Source organism: Candidatus Binataceae bacterium, assembly GCA_035308025.1.
GTDB lineage: Bacteria > Desulfobacterota > Binatia > Binatales > Binataceae > JAJPHI01.
Map to the genome: position 1 here is coordinate 12,302 of DATGHL010000022.1, position 21,975 is coordinate 34,276.

25 protein-coding genes and 1 pseudogene are annotated in these 21,975 nt (G+C 59.7%); 15 read left to right on the plus strand and 11 right to left on the minus strand.

Annotated features, from left to right (window positions below; genetic code table 11):
- Positions 1–92: 92 nt before the first annotated feature.
- Positions 93–536: a hypothetical protein gene (locus tag VKS22_06085; GenBank protein HLW70174.1), complete on the minus strand. Its 444-nt coding sequence runs from the start codon at positions 534–536 to the stop codon at positions 93–95.
- 812 nt (positions 537–1,348) lie between these two features.
- Between VKS22_06085 and VKS22_06090 the strand changes: the two genes are divergently transcribed.
- The 10 genes from VKS22_06090 to VKS22_06135 all read left to right on the plus strand — a co-directional run bounded on the left by VKS22_06090 (position 1,349) and on the right by VKS22_06135 (position 9,839).
- Entirely contained in the window at positions 1,349–1,885 is a 537-nt protein-coding gene (locus VKS22_06090; protein HLW70175.1) for a DUF177 domain-containing protein, read from the plus strand.
- A 44-nt stretch (positions 1,886–1,929) separates the two neighbouring features.
- Positions 1,930–2,109 carry a 50S ribosomal protein L32 gene (gene rpmF / locus VKS22_06095; GenBank protein ID HLW70176.1) on the plus strand — a complete coding sequence of 60 codons (180 nt, stop codon included), beginning with the start codon at positions 1,930–1,932 and terminating at the stop codon, positions 2,107–2,109.
- Positions 2,110–2,208: 99 nt separating this feature from the next.
- On the plus strand, positions 2,209–3,489 hold the full coding sequence (gene plsX, locus VKS22_06100) for a phosphate acyltransferase PlsX (protein HLW70177.1): 1,281 nt from the start codon (positions 2,209–2,211) through the stop codon (positions 3,487–3,489).
- Positions 3,490–3,704: 215 nt separating this feature from the next.
- Positions 3,705–4,142, plus strand: a complete 438-nt coding sequence (locus VKS22_06105) for a ferritin-like domain-containing protein (protein ID HLW70178.1) — start codon at positions 3,705–3,707, stop codon at positions 4,140–4,142.
- 312 nt (positions 4,143–4,454) lie between these two features.
- The gene (gene fabD / locus VKS22_06110) at positions 4,455–5,399 is read left to right on the plus strand and encodes an ACP S-malonyltransferase (GenBank protein ID HLW70179.1); all 945 of its coding nucleotides are present in this window, start codon (positions 4,455–4,457) and stop codon (positions 5,397–5,399) included.
- Positions 5,400–5,409: 10 nt separating this feature from the next.
- Positions 5,410–6,906, plus strand: a complete 1,497-nt coding sequence (locus tag VKS22_06115) for an amidohydrolase family protein (protein HLW70180.1) — start codon at positions 5,410–5,412, stop codon at positions 6,904–6,906.
- Between the two features lie 158 nt (positions 6,907–7,064).
- A complete protein-coding gene (locus VKS22_06120) occupies positions 7,065–7,910 on the plus strand; it encodes a hypothetical protein (protein ID HLW70181.1) in 846 nt (281 codons plus the stop codon).
- On the plus strand, positions 7,907–8,287 hold the full coding sequence (locus VKS22_06125; GenBank protein HLW70182.1) for a copper resistance protein CopC: 381 nt from the start codon (positions 7,907–7,909) through the stop codon (positions 8,285–8,287). Before VKS22_06120 ends, VKS22_06125 begins: the two co-directional genes overlap by 4 nt.
- Before the next feature lie 3 nt (positions 8,288–8,290).
- A complete protein-coding gene (locus VKS22_06130) occupies positions 8,291–9,151 on the plus strand; it encodes a CopD family protein (protein ID HLW70183.1) in 861 nt (286 codons plus the stop codon).
- A 55-nt stretch (positions 9,152–9,206) separates the two neighbouring features.
- Positions 9,207–9,839 carry an SCO family protein gene (locus VKS22_06135; GenBank protein HLW70184.1) on the plus strand — a complete coding sequence of 211 codons (633 nt, stop codon included), beginning with the start codon at positions 9,207–9,209 and terminating at the stop codon, positions 9,837–9,839.
- Positions 9,840–9,980: 141 nt separating this feature from the next.
- Here the strand turns inward: VKS22_06135 and VKS22_06140 are convergent, their stop codons facing one another.
- The 5 genes from VKS22_06140 to frdA all read right to left on the minus strand — a co-directional run bounded on the left by VKS22_06140 (position 9,981) and on the right by frdA (position 14,491).
- Complete coding sequence (locus tag VKS22_06140) at positions 9,981–11,033, minus strand: LLM class flavin-dependent oxidoreductase (protein ID HLW70185.1); 1,053 nt, start codon at positions 11,031–11,033, stop codon at positions 9,981–9,983.
- Positions 11,034–11,091: 58 nt separating this feature from the next.
- Entirely contained in the window at positions 11,092–11,448 is a 357-nt protein-coding gene (gene frdD, locus VKS22_06145; GenBank protein ID HLW70186.1) for a fumarate reductase subunit FrdD, read from the minus strand.
- A complete protein-coding gene (locus tag VKS22_06150) occupies positions 11,449–11,859 on the minus strand; it encodes a hypothetical protein (GenBank protein ID HLW70187.1) in 411 nt (136 codons plus the stop codon).
- A gap of 5 nt (positions 11,860–11,864) precedes the next feature.
- Entirely contained in the window at positions 11,865–12,605 is a 741-nt protein-coding gene (sdhB, locus tag VKS22_06155) for a succinate dehydrogenase iron-sulfur subunit (protein HLW70188.1), read from the minus strand.
- 134 nt (positions 12,606–12,739) lie between these two features.
- A complete protein-coding gene (gene frdA, locus VKS22_06160) occupies positions 12,740–14,491 on the minus strand; it encodes a fumarate reductase (quinol) flavoprotein subunit (protein ID HLW70189.1) in 1,752 nt (583 codons plus the stop codon).
- Positions 14,492–14,687: 196 nt separating this feature from the next.
- On the opposite strand from frdA, the gene VKS22_06165 reads away from it, so the two are divergent.
- The 3 genes from VKS22_06165 to VKS22_06175 all read left to right on the plus strand — a co-directional run bounded on the left by VKS22_06165 (position 14,688) and on the right by VKS22_06175 (position 17,683).
- The gene (locus tag VKS22_06165) at positions 14,688–15,530 is read left to right on the plus strand and encodes a cyclase family protein (protein ID HLW70190.1); all 843 of its coding nucleotides are present in this window, start codon (positions 14,688–14,690) and stop codon (positions 15,528–15,530) included.
- A gap of 505 nt (positions 15,531–16,035) precedes the next feature.
- Complete coding sequence (locus tag VKS22_06170; GenBank protein HLW70191.1) at positions 16,036–16,908, plus strand: IS1595 family transposase; 873 nt, start codon at positions 16,036–16,038, stop codon at positions 16,906–16,908.
- Positions 16,909–17,182: 274 nt separating this feature from the next.
- On the plus strand, positions 17,183–17,683 hold the full coding sequence (locus tag VKS22_06175; protein HLW70192.1) for a hypothetical protein: 501 nt from the start codon (positions 17,183–17,185) through the stop codon (positions 17,681–17,683).
- Between the two features lie 315 nt (positions 17,684–17,998).
- Here the strand turns inward: VKS22_06175 and VKS22_06180 are convergent, their stop codons facing one another.
- Positions 17,999–18,529 (minus strand): hypothetical protein, encoded by a 531-nt coding sequence (locus tag VKS22_06180; protein ID HLW70193.1) that lies wholly within the window; start codon positions 18,527–18,529, stop codon positions 17,999–18,001.
- Positions 18,530–18,630: 101 nt separating this feature from the next.
- Between VKS22_06180 and VKS22_06185 the strand changes: the two genes are divergently transcribed.
- The gene (locus VKS22_06185; protein ID HLW70194.1) at positions 18,631–18,948 is read left to right on the plus strand and encodes an FAD-binding protein; all 318 of its coding nucleotides are present in this window, start codon (positions 18,631–18,633) and stop codon (positions 18,946–18,948) included.
- Positions 18,949–19,104: 156 nt separating this feature from the next.
- Here the strand turns inward: VKS22_06185 and VKS22_06190 are convergent, their stop codons facing one another.
- From VKS22_06190 to VKS22_06205, 4 genes and pseudogenes are all read right to left on the minus strand, one after another.
- On the minus strand, positions 19,105–20,193 hold the full coding sequence (locus VKS22_06190) for a HEAT repeat domain-containing protein (GenBank protein HLW70195.1): 1,089 nt from the start codon (positions 20,191–20,193) through the stop codon (positions 19,105–19,107).
- Between the two features lie 70 nt (positions 20,194–20,263).
- On the minus strand, positions 20,264–20,794 hold the full coding sequence (locus VKS22_06195; GenBank protein HLW70196.1) for a protein-disulfide reductase DsbD domain-containing protein: 531 nt from the start codon (positions 20,792–20,794) through the stop codon (positions 20,264–20,266).
- A 3-nt stretch (positions 20,795–20,797) separates the two neighbouring features.
- Positions 20,798–21,052: pseudogene (locus VKS22_06200) on the minus strand (redoxin domain-containing protein).
- 12 nt (positions 21,053–21,064) lie between these two features.
- The gene (locus VKS22_06205) at positions 21,065–21,352 is read right to left on the minus strand and encodes a hypothetical protein (GenBank protein HLW70197.1); all 288 of its coding nucleotides are present in this window, start codon (positions 21,350–21,352) and stop codon (positions 21,065–21,067) included.
- A 256-nt stretch (positions 21,353–21,608) separates the two neighbouring features.
- Between VKS22_06205 and VKS22_06210 the strand changes: the two genes are divergently transcribed.
- A complete protein-coding gene (locus VKS22_06210) occupies positions 21,609–21,974 on the plus strand; it encodes a hypothetical protein (GenBank protein ID HLW70198.1) in 366 nt (121 codons plus the stop codon).
- Position 21,975: the final 1 nt, after the last annotated feature.

Here is a 21,975-nt window from a genome sequence, read left to right on the forward strand (position 1 = left end):
ATCCTCCGCACGGACTGCACCAGTTTCCAAGACCTGAGATTCTGGCCGCAGCCCACCTGCGGCCGACAGCGCGCGTTGACAGAGATTGCGCGTCAGCGGACCAGCCGCGGCTGATCCTTTTGCAGGTCGCTCCAGATGATCAAACCGAGATCGACCACATACAGCGCGATGACCACATTGCCCAACTCAGCCGCGAGAACGCTAACCGGCATGAGCTGCACGACTCCCCACAGGAGGAACGCCATTCCGAGCATCAACCGTTTGACCAGTTCAAAGGGCCGCGGTCGAAGTATCGCCTGCAGCACGATGTAGGAAGACCCCGCGAGCAAGAGCGGGAGCGCCGAGAACGACGCATTATTGATCAGGGCCCAGCCGCGGAACGCCGTCGTGGCAAGATATGTCGGTAACGAGGTCAACAGCGGCGTGGCGCCCACACACAGAAGGACAACGCTGCTCAAAACCGCGAGAACTGCCAGCGAGCGCGCGAGCCAACGCAAAACCTCCTCGAGCGGCGCCCCCTCGCTCGCTCTCCTCATCGGGCTTGGATGGTCATCCGTCGCTTCAAACTGGACATCCTTTTCGTGGACAGATTTCCCCGCGTCACCATCGTTGACAGGAACGCCCGCTCGCTCCGTATCAAATCGCAAGGGACTCGTTGATTTACGCATCTTTGTCACTTTGCTGGTGTTGATTGATCACCTGTCGAGTTTGCCAAACCCCTTCCCGCGTGAGAATGGGTCACCGGATCAAAAGAGCGATCGCATCTTGCAAAATGAAAGAGTTGGTTTGCATCACGCAGCGCCAGCGATTGTACGAGACTCAATAAGAGCGCTTGGTTTGCGAAGAGATCGCTTCTGAAAGCGACCCTGCCGTCAGCTCAACGTCTCAACATTAAACGTCCGAAAATCGCCAATCAGGATCTGGCCTTACCGCTGCACGCCACGGTCGAGAGTTCCTGAGCAGTTCAAGTTGGCGCTCTTTCAGAAGAAAGAACATCCTACGCCCGCGCAAATCGCGGCGAACAAGCTCAAGTGGGGCATGGACCCAAACGCCTGGAGCGCAATGCTTGGCAGCGACATCCGGGTTCTGCAACCGCGTCTGCGAGGCGCGGCCAAGGTCAGCAGCCTAGGAGCCGTGTTCCGGTAAATCCGCGTGTGGCATTCCGGCTCCGCGACCCTTCGCGCGGGAGACCGCACGGCACGGTTGTCATGCGAAAAATTCCAGCAGTGATTCGTCCATCCGAGCCGTGTTGGACCGCTCGCCGTGACGTGGCATAATTTCCCGCAGCGCCAGTTTGAACCCGGCTGTTTTTTGTTCTCTTGGCGGAACCCGGTGAGATAGTGAAAGAATGAAACTGCGCGTCGATGACATAACTGCCGAAGCGCGCGAGCTCTCCTTCGCCGAGCCCGCGGCTGAAATTAACCGCGAGCTCCGTAGCGGCCCCATCGCCGAATATTTCCTGACGCAGCCCGTCGCGGTGGACATCAGCCACTATCGCGCCGGCGCCGAGGTCTTCCTCAGCGGCTCCATCGCCGCCGCTGCGCGCGCCAATTGCGCCCGCTGCGCCGAGGAGTTCACGGCGACCCGCGAGCGGCCCTTCCGCTACGTCCTGGCGCCGAAAGCGATCGCCTCTGACGATGACAAGGATTTGCGCGACGAAGACCTCGAATTCTCGCTTTACGACGGCGATCACATCGACCTCACGCCACTCGTGCGCGAGCAGGTGCTGCTTGCCCTCACCGAGCGCCCGCTCTGCCGCGAGGATTGCCGCGGGCTGTGTCCGCGATGCGGTATCAATCGCAACGAAGCAACCTGCAACTGCCGCTCAGAACCCGCCGATACGCGCCTGGCCGTGCTGCGCACGCTGAAAGTCGGGCGGGGATAGCCCTCGCATATCGAGTCAATAAAAACCAACGGAAGATTGGATAGATGCAAGCACCCAAACGTCGCACTTCGCACTCGAAACGCAACAAGCGCCGCGCCCATGACGCGCTGACGCCGGTAAACCCGCACGCCTGCGCGAGTTGCGGCGAACCTGTCATGCCTCATCGCGTCTGCCGTCATTGCGGCATCTACCGCGGCCGCGAAATGGCGCCGGTGGCTGAATAAATTCTCGCGCCGCGCCGCGCGCACTCCGCGCAACTGCAACGCTGGCGCAATTGAAATGAACGCGATGCTTTATTCGCGAAGATTCCCCCGAGGCCGCTCGTGAAAATCGCGCTCGACGCAATGGGCGGCGACCTCGGCCCGCAAGCCGTGATCGACGGCGCAATCGAGGCCGCCCGCGACCTCGCGATCACGGTAATCCTGGTCGGCGATCGCGACGCACTCCAGCACCAACTCGCCGGCCGCGATATATCCGGGCTCCCGCTGACCATCGAGCACGCCGCCGAAGTCGTGGCCATGGACGACGCGCCGCTCGAATCGGTCCTCACCAAAATCGAATCATCAATTCACGTCGGCCTCGAACTGCTCAAGCGCGGCGCCGCCGACGCCTTCGTCAGCGCGGGTAATTCGGGCGCCGTGATGACTGCGGCGATGGCGATCCTCGGCAACCTCGCGGGCGTCGATCGTCCGGCCATCGCCTCGGTCGTGCCGACCACCGCCGGACTCGCGCTGCTGATTGACGCCGGCGCCAATACTGAGGTCAAGCCGGTCAATCTGATGCAGTTCGGCGTAATGGGCAGCGTCTACTGGAAACACGTCGCGCAAGTGACGCAGCCGCGGGTCGCGCTGCTGGCCAACGGCGAAGAGCCTTCCAAGGGCACCGAACTCACGCGCGCCGCCGCCGGGATGCTAACCGCGATGGCGCCTCACCTGCACTACACCGGCTATGTCGAGGGCCGCGACATCAATCGCGCCAAAGCCGACGTCATCGTCACCGACGGTTTCACCGGCAACGTCGCGCTCAAGACCATGGAGGGCTTTGCCGCTTTTCTCCTCGGCAATCTGCGCGCGGTCTTTGAAGGCGGCCTCCTGCGGCAACTGGCCTATCTGCTGGTGCGCAAGAAATTGCGCGCGATTCGGCAACGGCTCGATCCGGCCGAATATGGCGGCGCGCCGCTGCTCGGCGTCAACGGCGTTGTGATCATCGCCCATGGCTCTTCGGACGCTCACGCCGTGCGCAACGCGATCCGCGCGGCGGCCAACGAAGCGCTGGTCCACAATGTCAACGCCGAAATCGCCACCCTCCTCACCCAGGCGCCGAATGCGCTCGCGCTCAAACCGGCCGCGGCTAACAAGGGTCTGCGTGGACTTTTCCTCAAGATGCGCGGGCGGCTCCATCGCACGCGCGAAAGCCATCCCGAGCGCAAGCCCGACGCCGCCGACACTGTCCCGGCTCTCGCCCATGATGCGGGCGCACAGCCGGCCGGCGGCTCCGGCTCATTGAACGGCTTTGCGATCAAGCATACTGATCACACCGCAGCGGATCCGGCCGGCACTCCGCTGGACCTCGAAGCCGACCCGCCGACTAAACCACCCCGCTAGGCGCTCGCCGCGGCGTTCCGCGCGTCAAGGGTGAAATCCTGCACTTCGCCCCCTTTCTCAGAAAGAAACCTGGGGACTGTCTCACGTGAAACATTTTGTTAAATCGATCATGCAAGAGCGTGACAGCAAAACGTGGGACTTTGCAGGCGGTGAAAAAAGTGTGATCCTGCAAAAGCGCGACAACGGAGCGCGATCCGTCCGAACGGTAAACAACGATGGAAAATCGGGGCGAAGAGATAATCGCGGTCTTGAACCAACTGGTCGAACTCGAACTCGCCGGTGCGGTTCGTTACACTCAGTACTCTCTGATGGTCTTCGGCCATGCCAGGATCCCGATCATGCACTGGATGCGACAGCAGGCGGCCGAGTCGCTGCTCCACGCGACCGAGGCCGGGGAGGAGGTCACCGCGCTGGGCGGACGCGTCTCGTTGGCGATCGCCGAACTGGCAGGGACGCACCACGCCTCGGTGGACGATATCCTGCAGGAGCTGGTGGTTCACGAGCGCCGCGGTATCGAGCTCTATCGCATGTTGTACAAGGTCAGTGAAGGATGGAGCGTCTCCCTCGAAGAATTTGCCCGCGGGAAAATTCGCGGCGAGGAAATCCATCTGGCGGAGATTGAGAAGATGCTCCGCCGGCGCGGCGACGCCTAGCCCCTGCACGCTGAGCCCGACGCAGACATCGGTCTGACGTGGCGGACCGGCTGTACTGAACGCGAACCTCCGCTCAGGAGACCTTTCGAGAATTTCGCCGCCACCAGCGCTTGCCCGAACAACGTTTCGCGTGAAACATTCTGCAAACCGACGTGCAAAAGCCGCGACAACGGCGCGCTGCCGGACGGTGAAAAAAACGTTCACGATCTCGGTGAGCTGTGCTACGAATCTCGGATCAGGATCGCCTTGCGGACTTGCCGAGAGCGGATACGGCCCTGTCAGGGCGCCGTCAGGTGACGGAGGGATCATCCGATGAAACTTGCGTTTCTTTTTCCCGGACAAGGCTCTCAGAAAGTCGGTATGGGCGCGGACCTGGTGCGGGACTTCGAACCGGCGCGCCGCGTCTTCGAGGAGGCCGACGAGGCCCTTGGCTTCAATTTGTCGCGGCTCTGCTTCGAGGGTCCCGATGACGAGTTGCGGCTCACGATCAACACTCAGCCCGCGATCCTCACCGCCGCGATTGCCGCGTTGCGGGTCTTCGAGCGCGACTGCGGAGTGACGCCGGAGCTGGCTGCCGGTCACAGCCTGGGGGAATACGGCGCCTTGGTCGCGGCCGGCACGCTGCGCTTTCGTGACGCGGTCAAAGCCGTGCGCGAGCGCGGCCGTCTGATGCAGGAGGCCTGTGCGGCCGGGCACGGTGCGATGGCGGCGCTGATCGGACTTGACGCCGCCGCGGTCAAGGCCATTTGTGATGAAGTTTCTGCGGCGCGCGAGGTCGCGGTTCCCGCCAACTTCAACACGCCGGATCAGATCGTGATTTCGGGACACGCCGCGCCCGTGCGCAAGGCCCTGGAACTGGCCAAGGCCCGCGGTGCTCGCGCTTCGGTCGAACTCAACGTCAGCGCGCCGTTTCATTCCCCACTGATGCTTCCGGCGCTTGAGGGCATGGCGCCGATCCTCGGACGCATCACGTTTCACAAGCTCAACTTCGGCGTGATTTCGAACCTCACCGCCCAGGTCAATCACGATCCGAATCAGGTCCTGAAACTGCTGCTCGAACAGATTGTCTCGCCCGTGCGATGGGAAGAATCGATGCGCACGATGGTCGGCGCCGGTGTCATCCGCGCCGTGGAGTTCGGTCCGGGCCGCGTGCTCGCCGGCCTGATGCGGAGAATCGATCGCAGCGTCACGGTCTATCCAGCCGAGGACACGCCTTCGCTGCGCGCCACGATGGCCGCGATCGCGCCCGGCACGTAGACTGTCGTCCATGAGAAAGAGTTCGCTTCCAGATTCACGCTCGGCGGAGATTCGCGCACGTGTCGGCCATCCGATTATCGATTCGGACGGCCATGTCGTTGAATTCGAACCCGCCCTGCTCGACTATATCCGCGACGTTGGCGGCGCCGGAATGCTCGAACGCTACAAGAGCGCCTTTGATACCGCCTTCTACTTCCGCTGGAACCACTTGACGCCGGCCGAGCGTCGCCACGCGCGCGCGCCGCGCCCGGTCTTCTGGCCCTATCCGGCCAAGAATACCTACGACCGCGCCACCGCGGCCTTACCCCGACTGATGTATCAGCGGCTCGACGAGATGGGCCTCGACTTCACCATCCTCAATCCCAGCCAGGGACTGTTCGCGCCGCACATCGAGGACGATGAGCTGCGCCAGGTCGTCTGCCGCGCCTTCAACAATTATCACGCCGAGATTTTTCGCGAGTATGCCGATCGTATCACGCCCGCGGCCTGTGTCCCGATGCATACCCCCGCGGAAGCGATCGCTGAGCTCGAGCACATGGCCGCACTCGGGCTCAAGGTTGCGATGATGGCGGCCTTTGTAAAACGTCCCATCCCGGCGCTGGCGCAACAGGCGCCCCACATGGCGCGACACCTCACCTGGATGGACAACCTCTGCCTTGACAGCGAATACGATTACGATCCGGTCTGGGCGAAATGCGTCGAGCTCAAGATCACTCCCTCGTTTCATTCGTTCGGACTCAACTGGGGAATGCGGACCTCGATCTCGAATTTCATGTACAACCAGATCGGCCATTTCGCTGCGGCCGCCGAGGGCATCTGCAAGGCGCTGTTTCTCGGTGGCGTGACGCGGCGTTTCCCGACGCTGAAATTTGCCTTCAAGGAGGGCGGCGTCGGCTGGGCGGTCAGTCTCTACTGTTCGCTGTATGAGCGCTGGCACAAACGCAATCTGCGCGCGCTCGACCAGGTCAATCCAAAAAATATCGATCGCGAGATGTTCCGCCGCCTCTGCCGCGAGTATGGCGACGGCTTCACCGCGGGCCGCCTCGACGGCGAGCTCTTCCTGTCGGAACTCGAAGGCGGGGGCGGCGGTGAGCCCTCGGAGTGGGACGAATGGCGCCATTGCGGGATTGAAACCGCGCAGGACGTCTACGATCGCTTCGTGCCCAATTTCTTTTTCGGCTGCGAGGGCGACGACCGCGTTACTGCGTGGGCCTTTGACGCCAAGCGGAATCCGCACGGCGCGCGGCTCAACGCGATCTACGGCTCTGATCTCGGTCACTACGACTTGCTCGATATGCGCGACGCCGCGACCGAGGCGTATGAAGGCGTCGAGCACGGGCTGATGAGTGAGGCCGATTTCCGCGATTTCGTCTTCACCAATCCGGTCAAGCTGCATTGCGGGATGAATCCGCATTTCTTTGACGGGACGGTGGTTGAAGACCAGGCGCGCAAGCTCATGGCCGATCTCAAGAGCACCGGTAACCGCCGGATCGACGCGCCGGCGTAAAGCCGGGTTGTAATGGCATAGCATTCGGGCCCATACAGCCATCTAACCATCGTGAAGCGGGTCCGACGCGTTAGGCCGGTATGCGAAGATTCGCTGTTATCCTGCTGCTAGCTTGCAGCGCCGGAGTTTATCCGCGCCTCGCCTTCGCGCACGGTGTATTGGGCGATTACATCTTTATCGAGCCAATCGTGACCCAAGACCCGACGCCTGCGAATGAACTGAATATTCTGCAGCCCACCTGGGCCAGAAGCAGCGATGCGAATACCTATTCGATTGCCTCATCGATTGAGAAAATACTGTGGATTGATCAGAATTTCATGCCGAGGGTAAGCGCTGGGGTGAGCAGTTCATGGAGCTATGTATCGCCTTATCATGGACCGAGCCTCAACGGATTCGGCGGTCTGACCGTGTTTGCCAAGTATGCGTTCTTCTATTCGCTTGAGCATGAGTTTTTGCTGTCGGGCGCAATCCAGTTACAGATACCAGTTGGCGACCAACATATACAAAGTGAGAATCACCCCAGTCTTGGACCGGTGCTGCTTTGGGAAAAGGCGTTGGCCGATCTGCCCAACTCGCCAGTAATCAAGTATCTCCGGCCTTTTGGCATCCAGAGCGACTTCGGGTATGTGCCGGCGTTGAGCGGCCATACGAGCCATCATATGTTTGCCGACGCAGTAATTGAGTACTCGCTCCCGTATTTGAGTAATAATGTCAAAGACCTAGGTCTGCCGCGACCTTTCAGAAACATGTTCTTGTTCAATGAGATTAATTACGACCAACTGATTACAGGGCGGGCAGGCGAGACTTTCCCAATCTTACTTGCGACGCCAGGCATCGCCTACGTTAACTATCATTACGAACTCGCGGTGGCGACCCAATTCGCTCTTAACCACGCCAGCCGCGCCGGCAATCATGCGGCGGTGCTCGGCTTGCTCGATATATTTTATGATTCGCTATTTCCGGCGATCGGCAACTGGACGATCAATAAGGGATTTGGCGAATGAAAGTGCTGATACGAAGGGCTTTGACGAGTTTGCTGATTGCGTTGGTCGCGATGACGGCTACGATTGCAGCGGCCCATTCATTCCCGGAAAAAGAGACACCGCCGGCCGGCGCCACGCTAAACGCGCCTCCCGCGGTGGTCTCGATCAAGTTTGACGCGCCGATTGAGCGTCTGTTTGCGCAACTCCAGGTGCTCGGCGCCGACGGGAAGAATGAGGTGACGGGGGGGCCGGAGGTTGCTCCCGATGGCTATACGCTGCGCGCCAAAATACCGGTGTTGAAGCCCGGCGACTACAAAGTCGAGTGGGCGGTAGTCTGTATCGACACGCATCATACGAATGGTTCATATGAGTTTACGGTCGGCGAGGGTGGGTCGTAGCCGGTGCGCGCAATCCTCGCGTGGCCCGTATTGACGGCGCAGCTCGTGATTTTCGGCACGGCGGTTTTCGCCCTCAGTCTTGCCGACGACGCCGGCGGCGAGCGCGATCGCTTACTCGCCAGCCTGATTGGCCTCTGGCGCATACTCGGATTGACGGCGATCCTGTTTTCGCCGCTGCTGTTCGTCAAGGTCGCCGCCGGGATGGCCGGGACAGATTGGTGGGGCGCCCTGCCCTTTGTGTTGCAGGTGTTGCGCCAGACGCACGCCGGCGCGGTCTGGAAATGGCGCCTGCCGCTCGTGATTCTGCTCGGGGTCCTCGCGTGGCTGCCGTTCGCACGAGCGCGTGCGGCGTTGCTCCTGCTCTTCACCTCAGCGGCGTTGCTGCTCTGCGAGAGCCTGACGAGTCACGCCATCGATGTCGGTGGCCTGACCGTCGCGATCGACTTCGTTCACCAGATGGCTGCGGCAGTATGGATTGGCGCGATTCTCGGCCTGCGGCTGGGGGCGATACGCGCGCGGCTTTCCGACGTTTGGGTTAACGCCACTGCGCCATGGGTCTCGCGGCTGGCCGAATGGACCGTTGCCACATTGATCGTCAGCGGCGTCTATACGGCCTACCACGCGTTGATGGGCAATCCGGCACTGTTGATTTATGCGGCGTACGGACGCGTGCTATTGTTCAAACTCGGCGCGGCGTCGATTGTACTTTTGATGGGAGCGTATAACCGCTTTGTGCTCATCCCACAGCTGGCGGCATCCGGTGCGCGCCGCGCACTACTGCGCAACGTTGCAGTGGAATCGATTTTGTTGTTGGGCGTTATCGGTATAACCGCACTGCTGGCGAACACTCCTCCAGCGCATTAGTTCAGCGGGTTCAAGTTAATCAATTCGTTTCGCTCGAGTTAAGGCGAATGTCTATATGAAGTTATGCGCGTCGCGAGAGATTCTGCTCGGCGTCTTCGTAGTTGCGCTTCTGATACTTTTGTCTGTAGTCAATTTCGGTTGTAACAGTAACGTTGAGAATCTTCCGGCATTCTCCGGGCGCAGCGCCGATTGTCTGCCTGATATCGTGTTGACCGACCAGAATAACCGCCCGGTTTCGCTGGCCGCGCTCAAAGGCAAGCCGGTATTCTTCGATTTTATCTATACGACTTGTCCGGGCCCGTGTCTGGTGCTGACCGCGCGGATGAAAGCGATCGCCGATCAACTTGGTCCGGTCCTTGGGACCAAAGCCTGGTTCGTCTCAGTTACTGTAGATCCCGAACACGACAGCGCCGCCGCACTGCACGCTTATGCCAAGGAACAGGGCGCCGACCGTCAAGGCTGGCTCTTTTTGACTGGGCCGCCGGCCGCGGTCGATCGTGTGATGGCGCACTTCAATTTGCATCGCGTACGCGAGGCCGATGGCACGATCGATCATGTGCTCGAGTTCTTTCTGGTGGGTCCCGATGGTCATCTGATGATCCAATATCTGGCGTCGGACACCAACCCGGCCAAGATCGCTGGCGACATTCAGGAGGTGATCGCGGGGAGGCAATTGGCGGCGCGTTAACGCCGCAGATGACTCAGCTAAACGGCAGGAAATGACCGGGATTCTTCGCCCTCGCCAGACTCAGCTCAGAATGACACCAAACAGCTCCTTCGGTGGCCAAGGATTACGGTATGAGTCTATACTACCTGAACTGAGTCTCGCCTATTTGAACTGAGGCATTACGTACTTGGCGAATTTTTCGAGCGAGCGAAGGGTTTCCTTGTGGGGAAAGCCGCCGAAGTTGACTTCGAAAATCGGATAGGTCAGTCCGAAACTTTTTTCGGCGCGCCGCAGCCGCTGAGTAATCCGCTCCGGCGTGCCGAACATCACGCAGTCGCCTTTATCCAGATCTTCATAGGTGGCATTGCCGAAGAGTTTGGAGAGGCCGCCCTTGTACTCTTTATAATCGGCCCCTTTGAATTCGTCCCGATCGAGCGCGCTGAAAAACTGCCAATACTTCATGAAATGATTGCCACCGAGCGCGAGCCCCTCCTCGTCGGAATCCGCGGCGTAGAGATGATAGACGCCGAGAACCTCGCGCGTTTTGGGATCGTGCCCGGCTTCGGCGAGCGCAGACCAATAGTATTTGAGCTTGCCTTGCAGGTCCTCGTGCTTCGGATAGGCGAAGGGCACGATCATCGGATTGAAGCCCTTGTGGCCGGCGAAGGTAAAACTTTCGGGCGTGACCGCGCAGGCGCTCCAGATGGGCGGATGGGGCTGCTGGACCGGCTTGGGCAGCGCGAGTACATCATTGACCTTGTAGTACTTGCCGTCGTAGGTGACGCGTTCTTGCGTCCAAGCCTGCAGGATGATTTCGACGGATTCGTGATAGCGACCGTGGCTTTCGTTCTCGTCGATATCGAACAGTTCGTATTCGGCCTTGAGCACGCCGCGTCCGATTCCCAGATCAAGCCGGCCGTCGCTGAGGACATCGAGCATCGCGTATTCTTCTGCGGTGCGAATCGGATTACTCAGTGGCAGCAGCGTCACGCCGGTGCCGAGGCGGATACGTTTGGTGCGCTGGGCGACGGCTGCGGCAAATACCGGCGGCGACGGAAACGCATAGCCGCCGACATAGTGCTCAGCGAAGAAGACCCCGTCGAAGCCTAATTCCTCCTCGCACTGAATCTGCTCGATCATCTCGCCGTAGTAATGGCTGGCGGATTTGTAGCGCTCGGGCGAGTAATCAGGAATGTAGAGCAGTCCGAACTTCATGCACCTACTCCTTGTCGAGGGCTACCCGGCGCGGGTGCCCGCGGCTGCGAAATTTTCCTTACGGCACGCAAACGAGCAGCACCATCGTAGCGATGGTGCCGAGCATAGCGCCGGCATAGCAGAGCGAGACGACCACGGTGTCGAGCCGGCGCACGTCGAGGGCATCGCAGATGGTGTCGCGCAGCCGATAAGCGGCGTGCCAGAAGGCGAAGATCAGGAGTATCGCGAGGTAGATGCGGGTGAGTGGATGCTCGAGCAGGGTCAACATACTCGCGCGGCTGGGAGTAGGTACGAGTCCGAGCGGCTCGGCGAAGCCGGTCAAAAAAATGTGGATGGGGAAAAAGAACGCGACCAGAAAGCCGCCGGTGCCGAAGAGCAGCCACGCGAGGGGGCGATTTGATCTGTGCGCGGACATCTAAATGAACCTCAGAGCGAAGAGCGCAACCACGAGTGAGGCGACGAACCACGCGCCATAGTTGGGGACGGCCGCGAAAAGATCAGGCATCACGGGGCCCAGCAGATGGCGGACGAAGACGCGCGGCACCAGCGCGAACCAGGTCACCGCGTGAAAGATGATCAAGACGAGCGCGATGGCGTTGAGGATCATCACGACCGGACAACTCATCCAGGCTTGAAAATGCGCGTACGCGGCCGTTCCGTGCTCGATCGCGCGAATCTGCAAGAGCATCACGACCGCGAAGTAGGCGACGAAGATGCAACTCGCTTCGCGCACCATGAAACGCAGGTAGGGCCAGCGATCGAAGTACCAATAGGGTGACATCTGCGGCCGATAGGCCTTGGGCTGGTAGGCGCTGTATTGAGGCATCGCAGTTACTTGTTTCCCCAGGGCATCAGCCAGGTCCTGAACCAATCGGCGGTCGCCGTGATTTTGTATTGCTGAATCGCGAGCGAGGGATCGACATGCTTGGGACAGACCACCGAGCACTCGCCGATGACCGTGCAATCCCAGATGCCGTCATGCTGCGAGAGCACGTCGGTGCGCTCGGCAGAGCCTTGGTCGCGCGAATCGAGGTTGTAGCGCTCAGCCAGCGCGAGCGCCGCGGGTCCGGTGAACGACGGATCGAGACCATAGACCGGACAGGCGGCATAGCAGAGCATGCAGTTGATACAAAGACTGAATTGCTTGAAGGCGTCGAGCTGCGCCGGAGTCTGGAGAAATTCGCGCTGGGGCTGAAAATCGTCTTTGCGCACGATCCAGGGGCGCACCTTCTGTAGCTTGCCGACGAAATCGTCCATCTCGATCACGAGGTCTTTGATCACCGGGAAATGATCGAGCGGGCCGATGCGCACCGGACCGGGGGCGAACTCCGTCAGCAGGGTCTCGCAGGTCAGCTTCGGCACGCCGTTGACCATCATGCCGCAACTGCCGCAGATCCCCATCCGGCACGACCAGCGGAAGGCGAGCGAGCCGTCGAGTTGATCCTTGATGTAATTGAGGCCGTCGAGCACCATCCAATCGCCGCGCAGGGGAACCTCAAAGCTCGCGTAAGAGGGTTCCGCGTCGCGCTCGGGATGAAAGCGCGCGACTTCGAGAATGATCGTATCGGACATAAGTTTCTAACGCACCTCGCAGACTCGTTTGCTCGGCTCCGCTCGCAGGGCCTCGCTTTGCCTAGCGTTTTCTAACGCACCTTGCAGATTCGTTTGCTCGGCTCCGCTCGCAGGGCCTCGCTTTGCATAGTGTTCTAGTGATCCCTTCCGTAGATCCGTTCGCCCGGCGGCCAGCGCGTGATCACCACCGGCAGGTACTCGATGCGGGGCGGCCCCTCGGCGTTGCGATGGACGACCGAGTGGGCGAGAAAGCGTTGATCGTCGCGCTTGGGGAAGTCGCGCCGCTGATGGGCGCCGCGCGACTCCTCGCGCTGGAGCGCGCTCTGCACGATGGTCTCGGCGACGTCGAGCATGAAGCCGAGTTCGAGCGCCTGCGTCAGTTGCGTATTGAAGGTGCGCGTATGATCGTCGAGCGTGAGGTTGCGCGCGCGCTCCTGCAACTCGCGCAATTTCTGCGCCGAGGCTTCGAGCGCGGCGCGCTCGCGATAGATGCCGCAGCCGCTCTCCATGGTCTTCTGCATCTCTTCGCGGATGGTGGCGATGCGCTCGGTGCCACCGTTGCGGCGTAGCAGGCTCTCCTCGAGCCGACGCTCCTCGTCGGCGGCCTGTGCCAGCAGATGATTGCGATTGCCCTCGCCCACCCCGGTTACATACTCGACCGCATTGCGTCCGGCACGCGCGCCAAAGACCAGAATCTCGCCCAGCGAGTTCGAGCCCAGTCGGTTGGCGCCGTTGATACTGACGCAGGCGGCCTCGCCCGCGGCGTAGAGACCCTTGAGCGGTGTAGCGCCCTCGATATCGGTGTGGACGCCGCCCATCATGTAGTGCTGCACTGGGCGGACGCGAATCGGTTCCTTGACCGGATCGAGATTTTCGTACTTGAGGCAGAGTTCGCGCACCATCGGCAGACGCGATTCGATCTTGTGTTCTCCCAGATGCCGCAGATCGAGATGCACGTAATCGCCATAGGGACCCTGGAAGGCGCGGCCCTTCTCGATCTCGCCGATGATCGCTTGCGACACGCGATCGCGCGGTCCCAACTCCATGCTGCGGAAGACCGGGGTCGGCGTCGGTTTGCCGAGGTCGTAATCCTGCAGGAAGCGGTAGTTGTCCTTGTTGAGCAGCCAGCCGCCTTCGGCGCGCGCCGCCTCGGTAATCAGGATGCCGGTGAAAGGCAGTCCGGTCGGATGGTACTGCACCATCTCCATGTCTTTGAGGGGCGCGCCCGCGCGATACGCCAGCGCCATGCCGTCACCCGTGCAGATATTCGCGTTGGTGCTGAAGGGAAAAACGCGACCGCATCCGCCGGTGCAGATGATCACCGCTTTGGCCATGATCGCGCGGACGCGGCCGGTGCGCAGCTCGATCGCAACCACCCCACGCGCCTTGCCGTCATCGACGAGGAGCATGGTCGCGAAGTGCTCGTCGTAACGGGTGATGGCGGTGTACTTGAGCGAGGTCTGGAAGAGCGTGTGGAGCAGATGGAAGCCGGTCTTGTCAGCGGCGAACCAGGTGCGCATCTTCTTCATGCCGCCGAAGGGCCGAACGGCGATTTTGCCGTTTGGCTCGCGGCTCCAGGGGCAGCCCCAGTGCTCGAGGCGCAAGAGTTCTTTGGGGATTTCGTTGCAAAAGTATTCGATCGCGTCCTGATCGCCGAGCCAGTCGCTGCCCGAGATGGTGTCGTAGCAGTGCTCGTCAATCGTGTCGTCGTCGCCGGCGACGCCGGCGGCGCCGCCCTCGGCCGAGACCGTATGGCTGCGCATCGGGTAAACTTTGGAGACCATCGCGATATCGGCGTGCGGATTCGCTTCCGCGATCGCGATCGCAGAGCGCAGTCCGGCGCCTCCACCGCCAATCAGCAAAATATCGTGCGAGGACGTTTCCACCGTGTTCTCCGGTTCGGCCGCAAACGCCGATCCGGCATTAAATACGCTAACCGCCGCCGCATCGCAATATCAGGCGAGCTTGAACCTTAAAAGATAGTAGTTAAGAGCGCGCGATCGACGGCGGCCCCATCGGCTAAGGGAAATTGTAGTGCGCGCCGGCAAGACCCGGGGGAATCGAAGGCGGCGGCATCAACAGATGAGCAAGATGAGCAAAGTGAGCAAACTGGTGGTCGCGAGCGTGGTTGTGGTTCTGGTCGCGGCCATGACAATCGGGAGAATTGCGAGCGCAGAGTCGGGTTCGGCGGGGCCGAGCGGATCGCTCAGCGATGCCTACAGAATTATCGCGTCGAAGCAGTTCGTCGATCTTACGCATTCCTTCAGCCCGTTGACGCCGGTGTGGAAAGGTTTTGGCCCGGCGAACTTTGCCGCGGCGGCCGATCCGATGTCCGGGCAGCCCTACACGATTGCGCAGGACGGCTTTCGCAGCAACTTCTACTCGATGGTGGGACAGTACGGCACGCATATCGATCCGCCCGCCCATTTCGATCCCAATGGCCGGACGCTCGACGAGATTCCGCTCAAGCAGATGATTCTGCCGCTGGTGGTATTTGACGAGACCCCGATGCTGACGCACGACTCGAATCACGCTTTGACCGTCGGCGATATCGCCGTGTGGGAGAAGCGCTATGGCCGGGTGCCGGCAGGATCATTCGCAGCGCTGCGCACCGACATGTCACGCGACTGGGATAAAAATCCGGCGCGCTTCAAGCGCCAACCCTTCCCCGCGTGGTCGCTCGATGCGATCAAATTTCTCTACGAGGATCGTGGGATTGTCGCGAACGGACATGAATCGATGGATACCGACGCGACACCCGAGCTCGCGTCGGAGAAGTGGCTGCTCACTCACGGTCATTGGCAAATCGAAGTAATGGCCAACCTCGATCAAGTGCCGGCGACCGGTGCGATTATCGTCGTGACCTGGCCGAAGCCGCGCGGGGGTCTGGGCTTTCCTGCACGCGCCTTCGCCATCCTGCCGTAGCCGGGCGAACACAGGCACGAGCGTCAGCCGAGCGACCGCCACTCGGCATGCGACGCGCACTGTCATCGGATGCGCCGTCGCGCCGATAAAATCGACCTGCGCGGACCATCCTGCAGCATCACCGCATTAGGCACGGCGCGGGCGGATAAAAGTAAGTTTTGCAGCTTTACACATCTCTCACTTATGCGAAATAACTCCTTCCCTGCCCCGCGCCTTGTGGCTATCGTCCAGTTTCAATGGAAGGCCAATGCGGTCGTCTATTCGTATGCTTACGGTCTGCACGACCACCGCAGAGCGCGGCGTGTCGCTATCCTCAATCGAACACTCCCCTTGTTGCGCCAGAAACCCATAACCCATAACCGATGACCATCCTTGTTGGCATTGTTGCCATTTTCGTCTCGCTCAGGTTAATCCGCGTAATCCGCACAAAGATCTCAGCGACCATTTTAAAACGGTAAGTCTAAAGGACTTGACTACAGATTCCATTGCTGCTAATCTTGTTTCCATGATGACCCTACGGCAGTTGATGGAAACCTTCCCGACGAGCGACGCTTACAAGCAATTCCTGATGGATCGGCGCTGGCCCGACGGGAAGGTCAAATGTGTGCGCTGCGGAAATGAAAAGGTCTATGCATCCAAGGTGCGGCCCTTCCATTGGCAGTGCCGAAACCACGGCCATCCCTATCGGTTTTCGGTTCTGGTCGGCACGGTTTTCGAGAACACAAACTACCCGCTCAAGACTTGGTTTGAAGTGCTCTGGCAGATGCTCAACTCCAAGAAAGGCGTCAGTGCCATGCAGATTCAACGGCAGATCGGATCGTCCTATCCGACGGCATGGTTTCTCTGCCATCGGCTCCGCGCCGGTATGCGCGATGATCAATTCAAGCAACTGATGGGGATCGTGGAAATTGACGAAACCGGCCTGGGCGGCAAGGACAAGAATCGCCACTGGGACAAGAAGCAGCACATTACTGGGCCAAGCGGAAAAACCACGGTCATCGGCGCGATTGCTCGCAAGGGCAATGTGGTCTGCCAAGTGATCGAGAACGCGGACGCTACGACGCTGAACAAATTCGTCCGTAAGACCGTCAGCGGTAACGTCGATCTGGTCGCGACGGATGAGAACAAGGGCTATGCCTACTTGGATGCGCTCGGCTTCCCGCACGAGACAGTTAGCCATAGCGCCGGTGAATACGTGCGCGGCAAGGTGCACACAAACTCGATTGAGGGCTTCTGGTCGCTCCTGAAGCGCGGGATCGTCGGCACCTACCACAATGTCAGCAAGAAGTATCTGCCGCTCTATCTTGCGGAGTTTCAGTATCGTTATAACAACCGAAAGAATCCCGACATTTTCGGCGAAGCCGTAGCAGGATGCTGAAGCGCCCGAACTGGCGGACGCTCCTGCATCATTCCAGAAAACCAACACAGTTGACGTTGCACTTGGTTCCGAGGGCAAGACGCCATGTCTAAAATCGGCGAAGCCAAAAAGAAGATCATCTTCTTCTATTGCTACACGTATAAGGACTACGAACTGAAAACCAGTCCCCACTTCCGAAGCCAGAAAGCGCGGTTCGCACGACGGCGTAAGAAGGAGCGGGAAGCGGCACGAACGACCACTTAGCAACATGATACGCCGACCAGGAATATGGTGGTTGCCATTTGCGGCAATCGTAGTTGCGTTCGTTTTTAGCATGTTCTCACCACGCCCATACGAAGCATACAAATCCGATACCGATAGAAACCAAGAACAGGGCTCCAGCGGCGAAGTATCGATCCTCGCCCACGAGCCAAGTAGCTCCCCATCCGCCACCGAAGCTAACGGCAACACCTACAATTACAACTATTATCCAGTCTCTGAGAGCCCGCCTATCTGGTTCCAAGTATTGTCCGCCCTCGCTTTGCTGGGATTCACCGGTGGATTGTGGCTCACTTCGCACCGGCAGTGGCGCGCGATCAACCGGCAGGCCGACGCTCTCGATAAGAGCTTGGTCACGAGTGAAAAGGCCGCCGAAGCAGCCCGCTTGGACTCTTCACATCAACCGGCCATACTTGATGGTGACAAAGATAACCCCGTTGGCCTTGATGCATCCGCTCTACCATATCCAAGAGCCAGTTTCCGTCGTGGAAATTACGCTGCGCAATTTGGGCAGTAGCCCAGCGGAGTTGCTCGAAATAGTAGGGGAAAGCGATAAATGCGATTGTCTGGCGGATATTCGGGAACCACAATGGCGCGCGCTCCTTGGCAGCCCCAGAACGATTCGCAGGCCAATTGTCGGTGTGGGCGAAGACTATGAGCCTATTCGCGTGATGGTCAATTGGACTAAAGACGATATGGATAGTGTCTTTGGTGGAGCTAGGCGCGTTGCCATTTATGGCATGGCCCGATATCGCAGCGGTTCTAAGAAACCCTATTACACTCGATTCTTCTACTGGTTCTCTCCCGTAAGCCTTCCCGAACTTCAGAGGGCTTATAGCGAAGAGTTGAACCAGCGCACATAGCCCAATGCCAAAGCGCCGGCCTGTCCGAGCCAGAATAGCAGACCGGACCTTGTAGTGAAGTCCTTTAGACTTACCCAAAAAAGACGGTTTGCTGGATTCGGACCGGCACCGTTTGTTGGATTTGTGGTGAATGGCATTATTTGCACTGTGGATGGATTGACACTGTCATTCACAAGCAAAGTAAAGAGTTCCCAAGCGCCGGCGTCGGCAATAGTCTGGTCTGTGTGGACCGGGCACGTTATATCATTGGGACCGCCAACGCCGCCCCCGCTTACCGCAGTTACATAGTTGCCGGTCAATGTCTTGAGGGCAAACTTCATCCCCGGGCCGATGGGTGGCGATCCCCCCTGCAAAACAAGTGTGAAGGTTTCCCAAGTGCTGGCAATAGTCCGGTTTGTGTTTAACGCCACAGCATTGTTTGTGCCAAGACCGCCGCCGTTGACGGCGGTCACCAAGTTCTTCCCGTTCGAAGTCAATATGTGACCGAATAGTGTCTGCATTAGAAACTCTCCTTGGAGCAGGATTTTTCCGCTCTCACTTGTAAGGCGTTCGTTTTGATGGAACAATTTATTCGATCACAACGAACAATTCAGATTAATACCTGACCCTAAACGTCGGACTATCTTCCGGCCGCGTCGTTCGCCGGTCGTCGAGCCGCGTCGTCGTCGATGCTGTCTTCGTGCCCAATGACCTACAGGTCGGGCAAACCGGCAAGGTCGTCGCGCGGGAGCTCTACGTGGCGGCCGGGATTTCCGGCGCGATCCAGCATCTCGCCGGCATGAAGGACTCCAAGACGATCGTCGCGATCAACAAGGATGAGAAAGCGCCGATCTTCAGCGTCGCCGACTTCGGCCTGGTCGCCGATCTCTTCAAGGCGGTTCCGGAGATGACCGAAGAAGTCAAAAAGCTAAAGCACTGAGCGAACACGGCCTTCCTCGCCCACCGCGCGACACTTGACTGTCTCAGTGGCCCAGTCTTACTGTTCAACTGTTGGACTTATGGATGCCGGCCGATGGACATTGTTACGGTAAATGAGGGTGCAGGGTGTCAACTGGCGGCGGGTTGCCGGCCTTTATCAAAAGGCCGGCGCGGGAATGCATTTGGCGTAATCCCCGGCGTTGTCGAGTTCCGCGTCGCACAGCGCCTTCGACGGATATCCGTCGCGCGCCCACCATTTTTGATCTGGCGCGTGGATATTCCCGGGTGGCGGCCGCACCAGCCACCAGGGCATCTGTAGCCGCTGCTCATCCTCGATGTAGTCTAAGGTCAAGGCCGGCGTTGGCCGACCGTTTCGCGCGATCAACTGTAGATCTTCTTGCGCCGAGACCACTACCCGCGGATCGCTATCATTCGCCAGTGTATGCAGGTAGCCGATGGCTTCCGGGGTACCGATATCCGCCAGGACGCCGGCCGCGAACGCACGCTTGTAGAACTCACGGCTGTCGGCCCATTTGATGGCGTCGGCTATTCCGGTATCCGGCGGAGCCCCGAGGAAACGCTGAATTTTCTGAATGTCGGCTCGCTCGCAGATAGGATCGAATAGTGGATTATTCCGATAGCCCTCCTGTTCGACTTGCTGCAGCGACTTGATCTGCCGCTCGTAGAACGGTCTGAACTTTGGCTGGCCGCTGAGGTTCGTGTAGTTACTGCCATCCCAATCGTAGATTACCGGCCAGCTCGAACTGCAAAACGCGCCTTGATAATCAGTCAACTGATCGTCGAAGACCAGGTAAAGCTGACCGTCGCCCGCGACGTTTTGAATAACGTCGTCGAGCTCGTCCGCGTCGCTGCCGCTAGAAGGGCTCTGGCGCGCTTCGAACCCTGACAGCTTGCGGTCGACGATGTACGCGGTCCCACATCCACCGCGGGCGCCACCATTGAGCGTTACAATCAGGGTAAGATTGCCACTGTGGCGCAGGTCAGCGAAGCGAAATTCGCAGACGTCCGAATCGCCTCCGCGGTCATCGCCGTTCACTTTCACCATAAAGGAGCGAATCGCAGTTGTCGCCGGCGGATGGTTGGCCAAATTGGGCGACGCGCTTGCTGCCCAGTTGTAGGATGAGAGGGGAGCAGGCGGCAGGTCTTGCGCCCGCGGCGCCGTGCAGAAGAATAAAACCAATAGAGTGGATATGATCAGTTTTGACCGAACTTCTCGCAGGCTCACAATCTGCGCGCGAATTGCTTCTGATCAAGCGATGGAGACTGATCCAGCGCGTCGCCGCGCTTCTCAGCGGCTAAGCCTTCGGCGCGGCGGGCGCCAACGGCGCGATTTTCAGGGGAATCTCGAAGGTCACCGACTGCGGAATCTTGCACTCATTGTCGTTGCACTCCTGAAATTCGAGGGTGCCGGCCAGTTTATAATCACCCGGCTTAAGCTGCTGCTTCAGTAGTATATTTCCGACCGCAGTAAACTTGCCCTCATAGACCGGAAAGGTCTGCCCCAAGGCCTCGAACTTGCGCATCATTGGGGGCGGAAATTTGAGCGACTGATTCTGCACCAGGTCGCCGCCAAAGGTCACTTTGGTCACAGTATATTCAGGCGGCAGCGGCGCGCCGTAGATATGCCATCCGGGTCCGACGTCGAAAGCTGCGCTGACGCCGAGTTGATGTCCGCTGTAGCTCTTGGCGTCCGAGACTGTGACTTTCGCGGTGACATCCTCTGCATGGAGCGTGACTGAGTTACTGCCGACGCCGAAGTCCGTGAGTAGAATCTCCGATGCGGTCGGACGCTCCTGATAGTCAGGTAGAAAGAGCTTGTCTTTCACTGTGCCGTCGGGCGCGATCAGATACTGACCCGGAAACGGGATGCCGTAAAAGCGTGTGACGTCCGGCGGCACGTTGATGTTGAGAATGCCGAATTTGCGGATTACCGTGCTGCCCTTGTCGGAGAGCATCGGATAGCTGATCTGGTAGGCGCTGGTGAAGCGGCTCAGCACGTCTTGCGAGTCGTAGGTGATCGACGCGACGTTGATCCCGTTACGCTTGAGGGCCGCCGATGATTCCTGCAGCTCGACGAGCTGCGAGCGGCAGTAGGGTCACCAATCGGCGCTGCGCAAAAAAACCAGCAGAAGCCCTTTCGGACCCATCAGGTCGTGCATCGACCGCGCCGCGCCATGCTGATCGGGTAGGCTGAAATCGGGAACCCTGTCGCCGATTTTCGGTCCGGTCTTGAGACCGTCATTCTGCGCGGCGACGAACGTGCTCCAGAGCCTGGGCTCGGGCTTTTGTCCGGCGCTCATCTGCTTGAGGACTTCGCGAAAGGCGTTCGACTTGGTGTCGGTATCCATCGTCGCGGTTTGGTCGCCCGAAGATGCTGTACTCATTGAAGCGCTCCCGGTTTGATCCGTCTGCGCGGCAAACGATTGCGGGTTGCCGAAGGTTGACGCTGCTAAAAATGCAGCCAGACCGACGCCGGCCAGCAGCCGCTTGCGTGGGCCCAACCCTTTTCCCACCAGCCCCTGTTTCGACTCTCTCAGCATCCGATTTTTATGGCATCAATCGCGCTGCCCTCGCAATCACCAAGCGCCGCGTCAATGCGGTTTTCCTTTTGAGCATCGCGGACGTGGAGTAAGAAGAGATTTGGCGTTCATTGCAGTTGGAGTAAACATGGACGATCTGCATTGGCGTTCCGCGTTCGAGCTAGCTGCGATGATCCGGCGGCGCGAGCTCAAGCCGAGCGAATTGATGACGGCGACGATCGCGCGCATCGAGCAGCTCAATCCGCGTCTCAACGCCTTCTGTGCGACCCGTTTCGACGAGGCGCTGGCCGAGGCGCGGAGGCTGGACGAGCGCCGCGGGCGCGGCGACGCGGACCACTCGCCGGCCGGCCTGCCGCTGGCGCGTCTACCGCTCGGCGCGGAGCGCCATCGGGATGATCTGGTGCCACAGGCGACCCATGCCTTCGAGCTCGCGCGCCCGTGGAATGATCACTGGCCGAAGCTTTAGC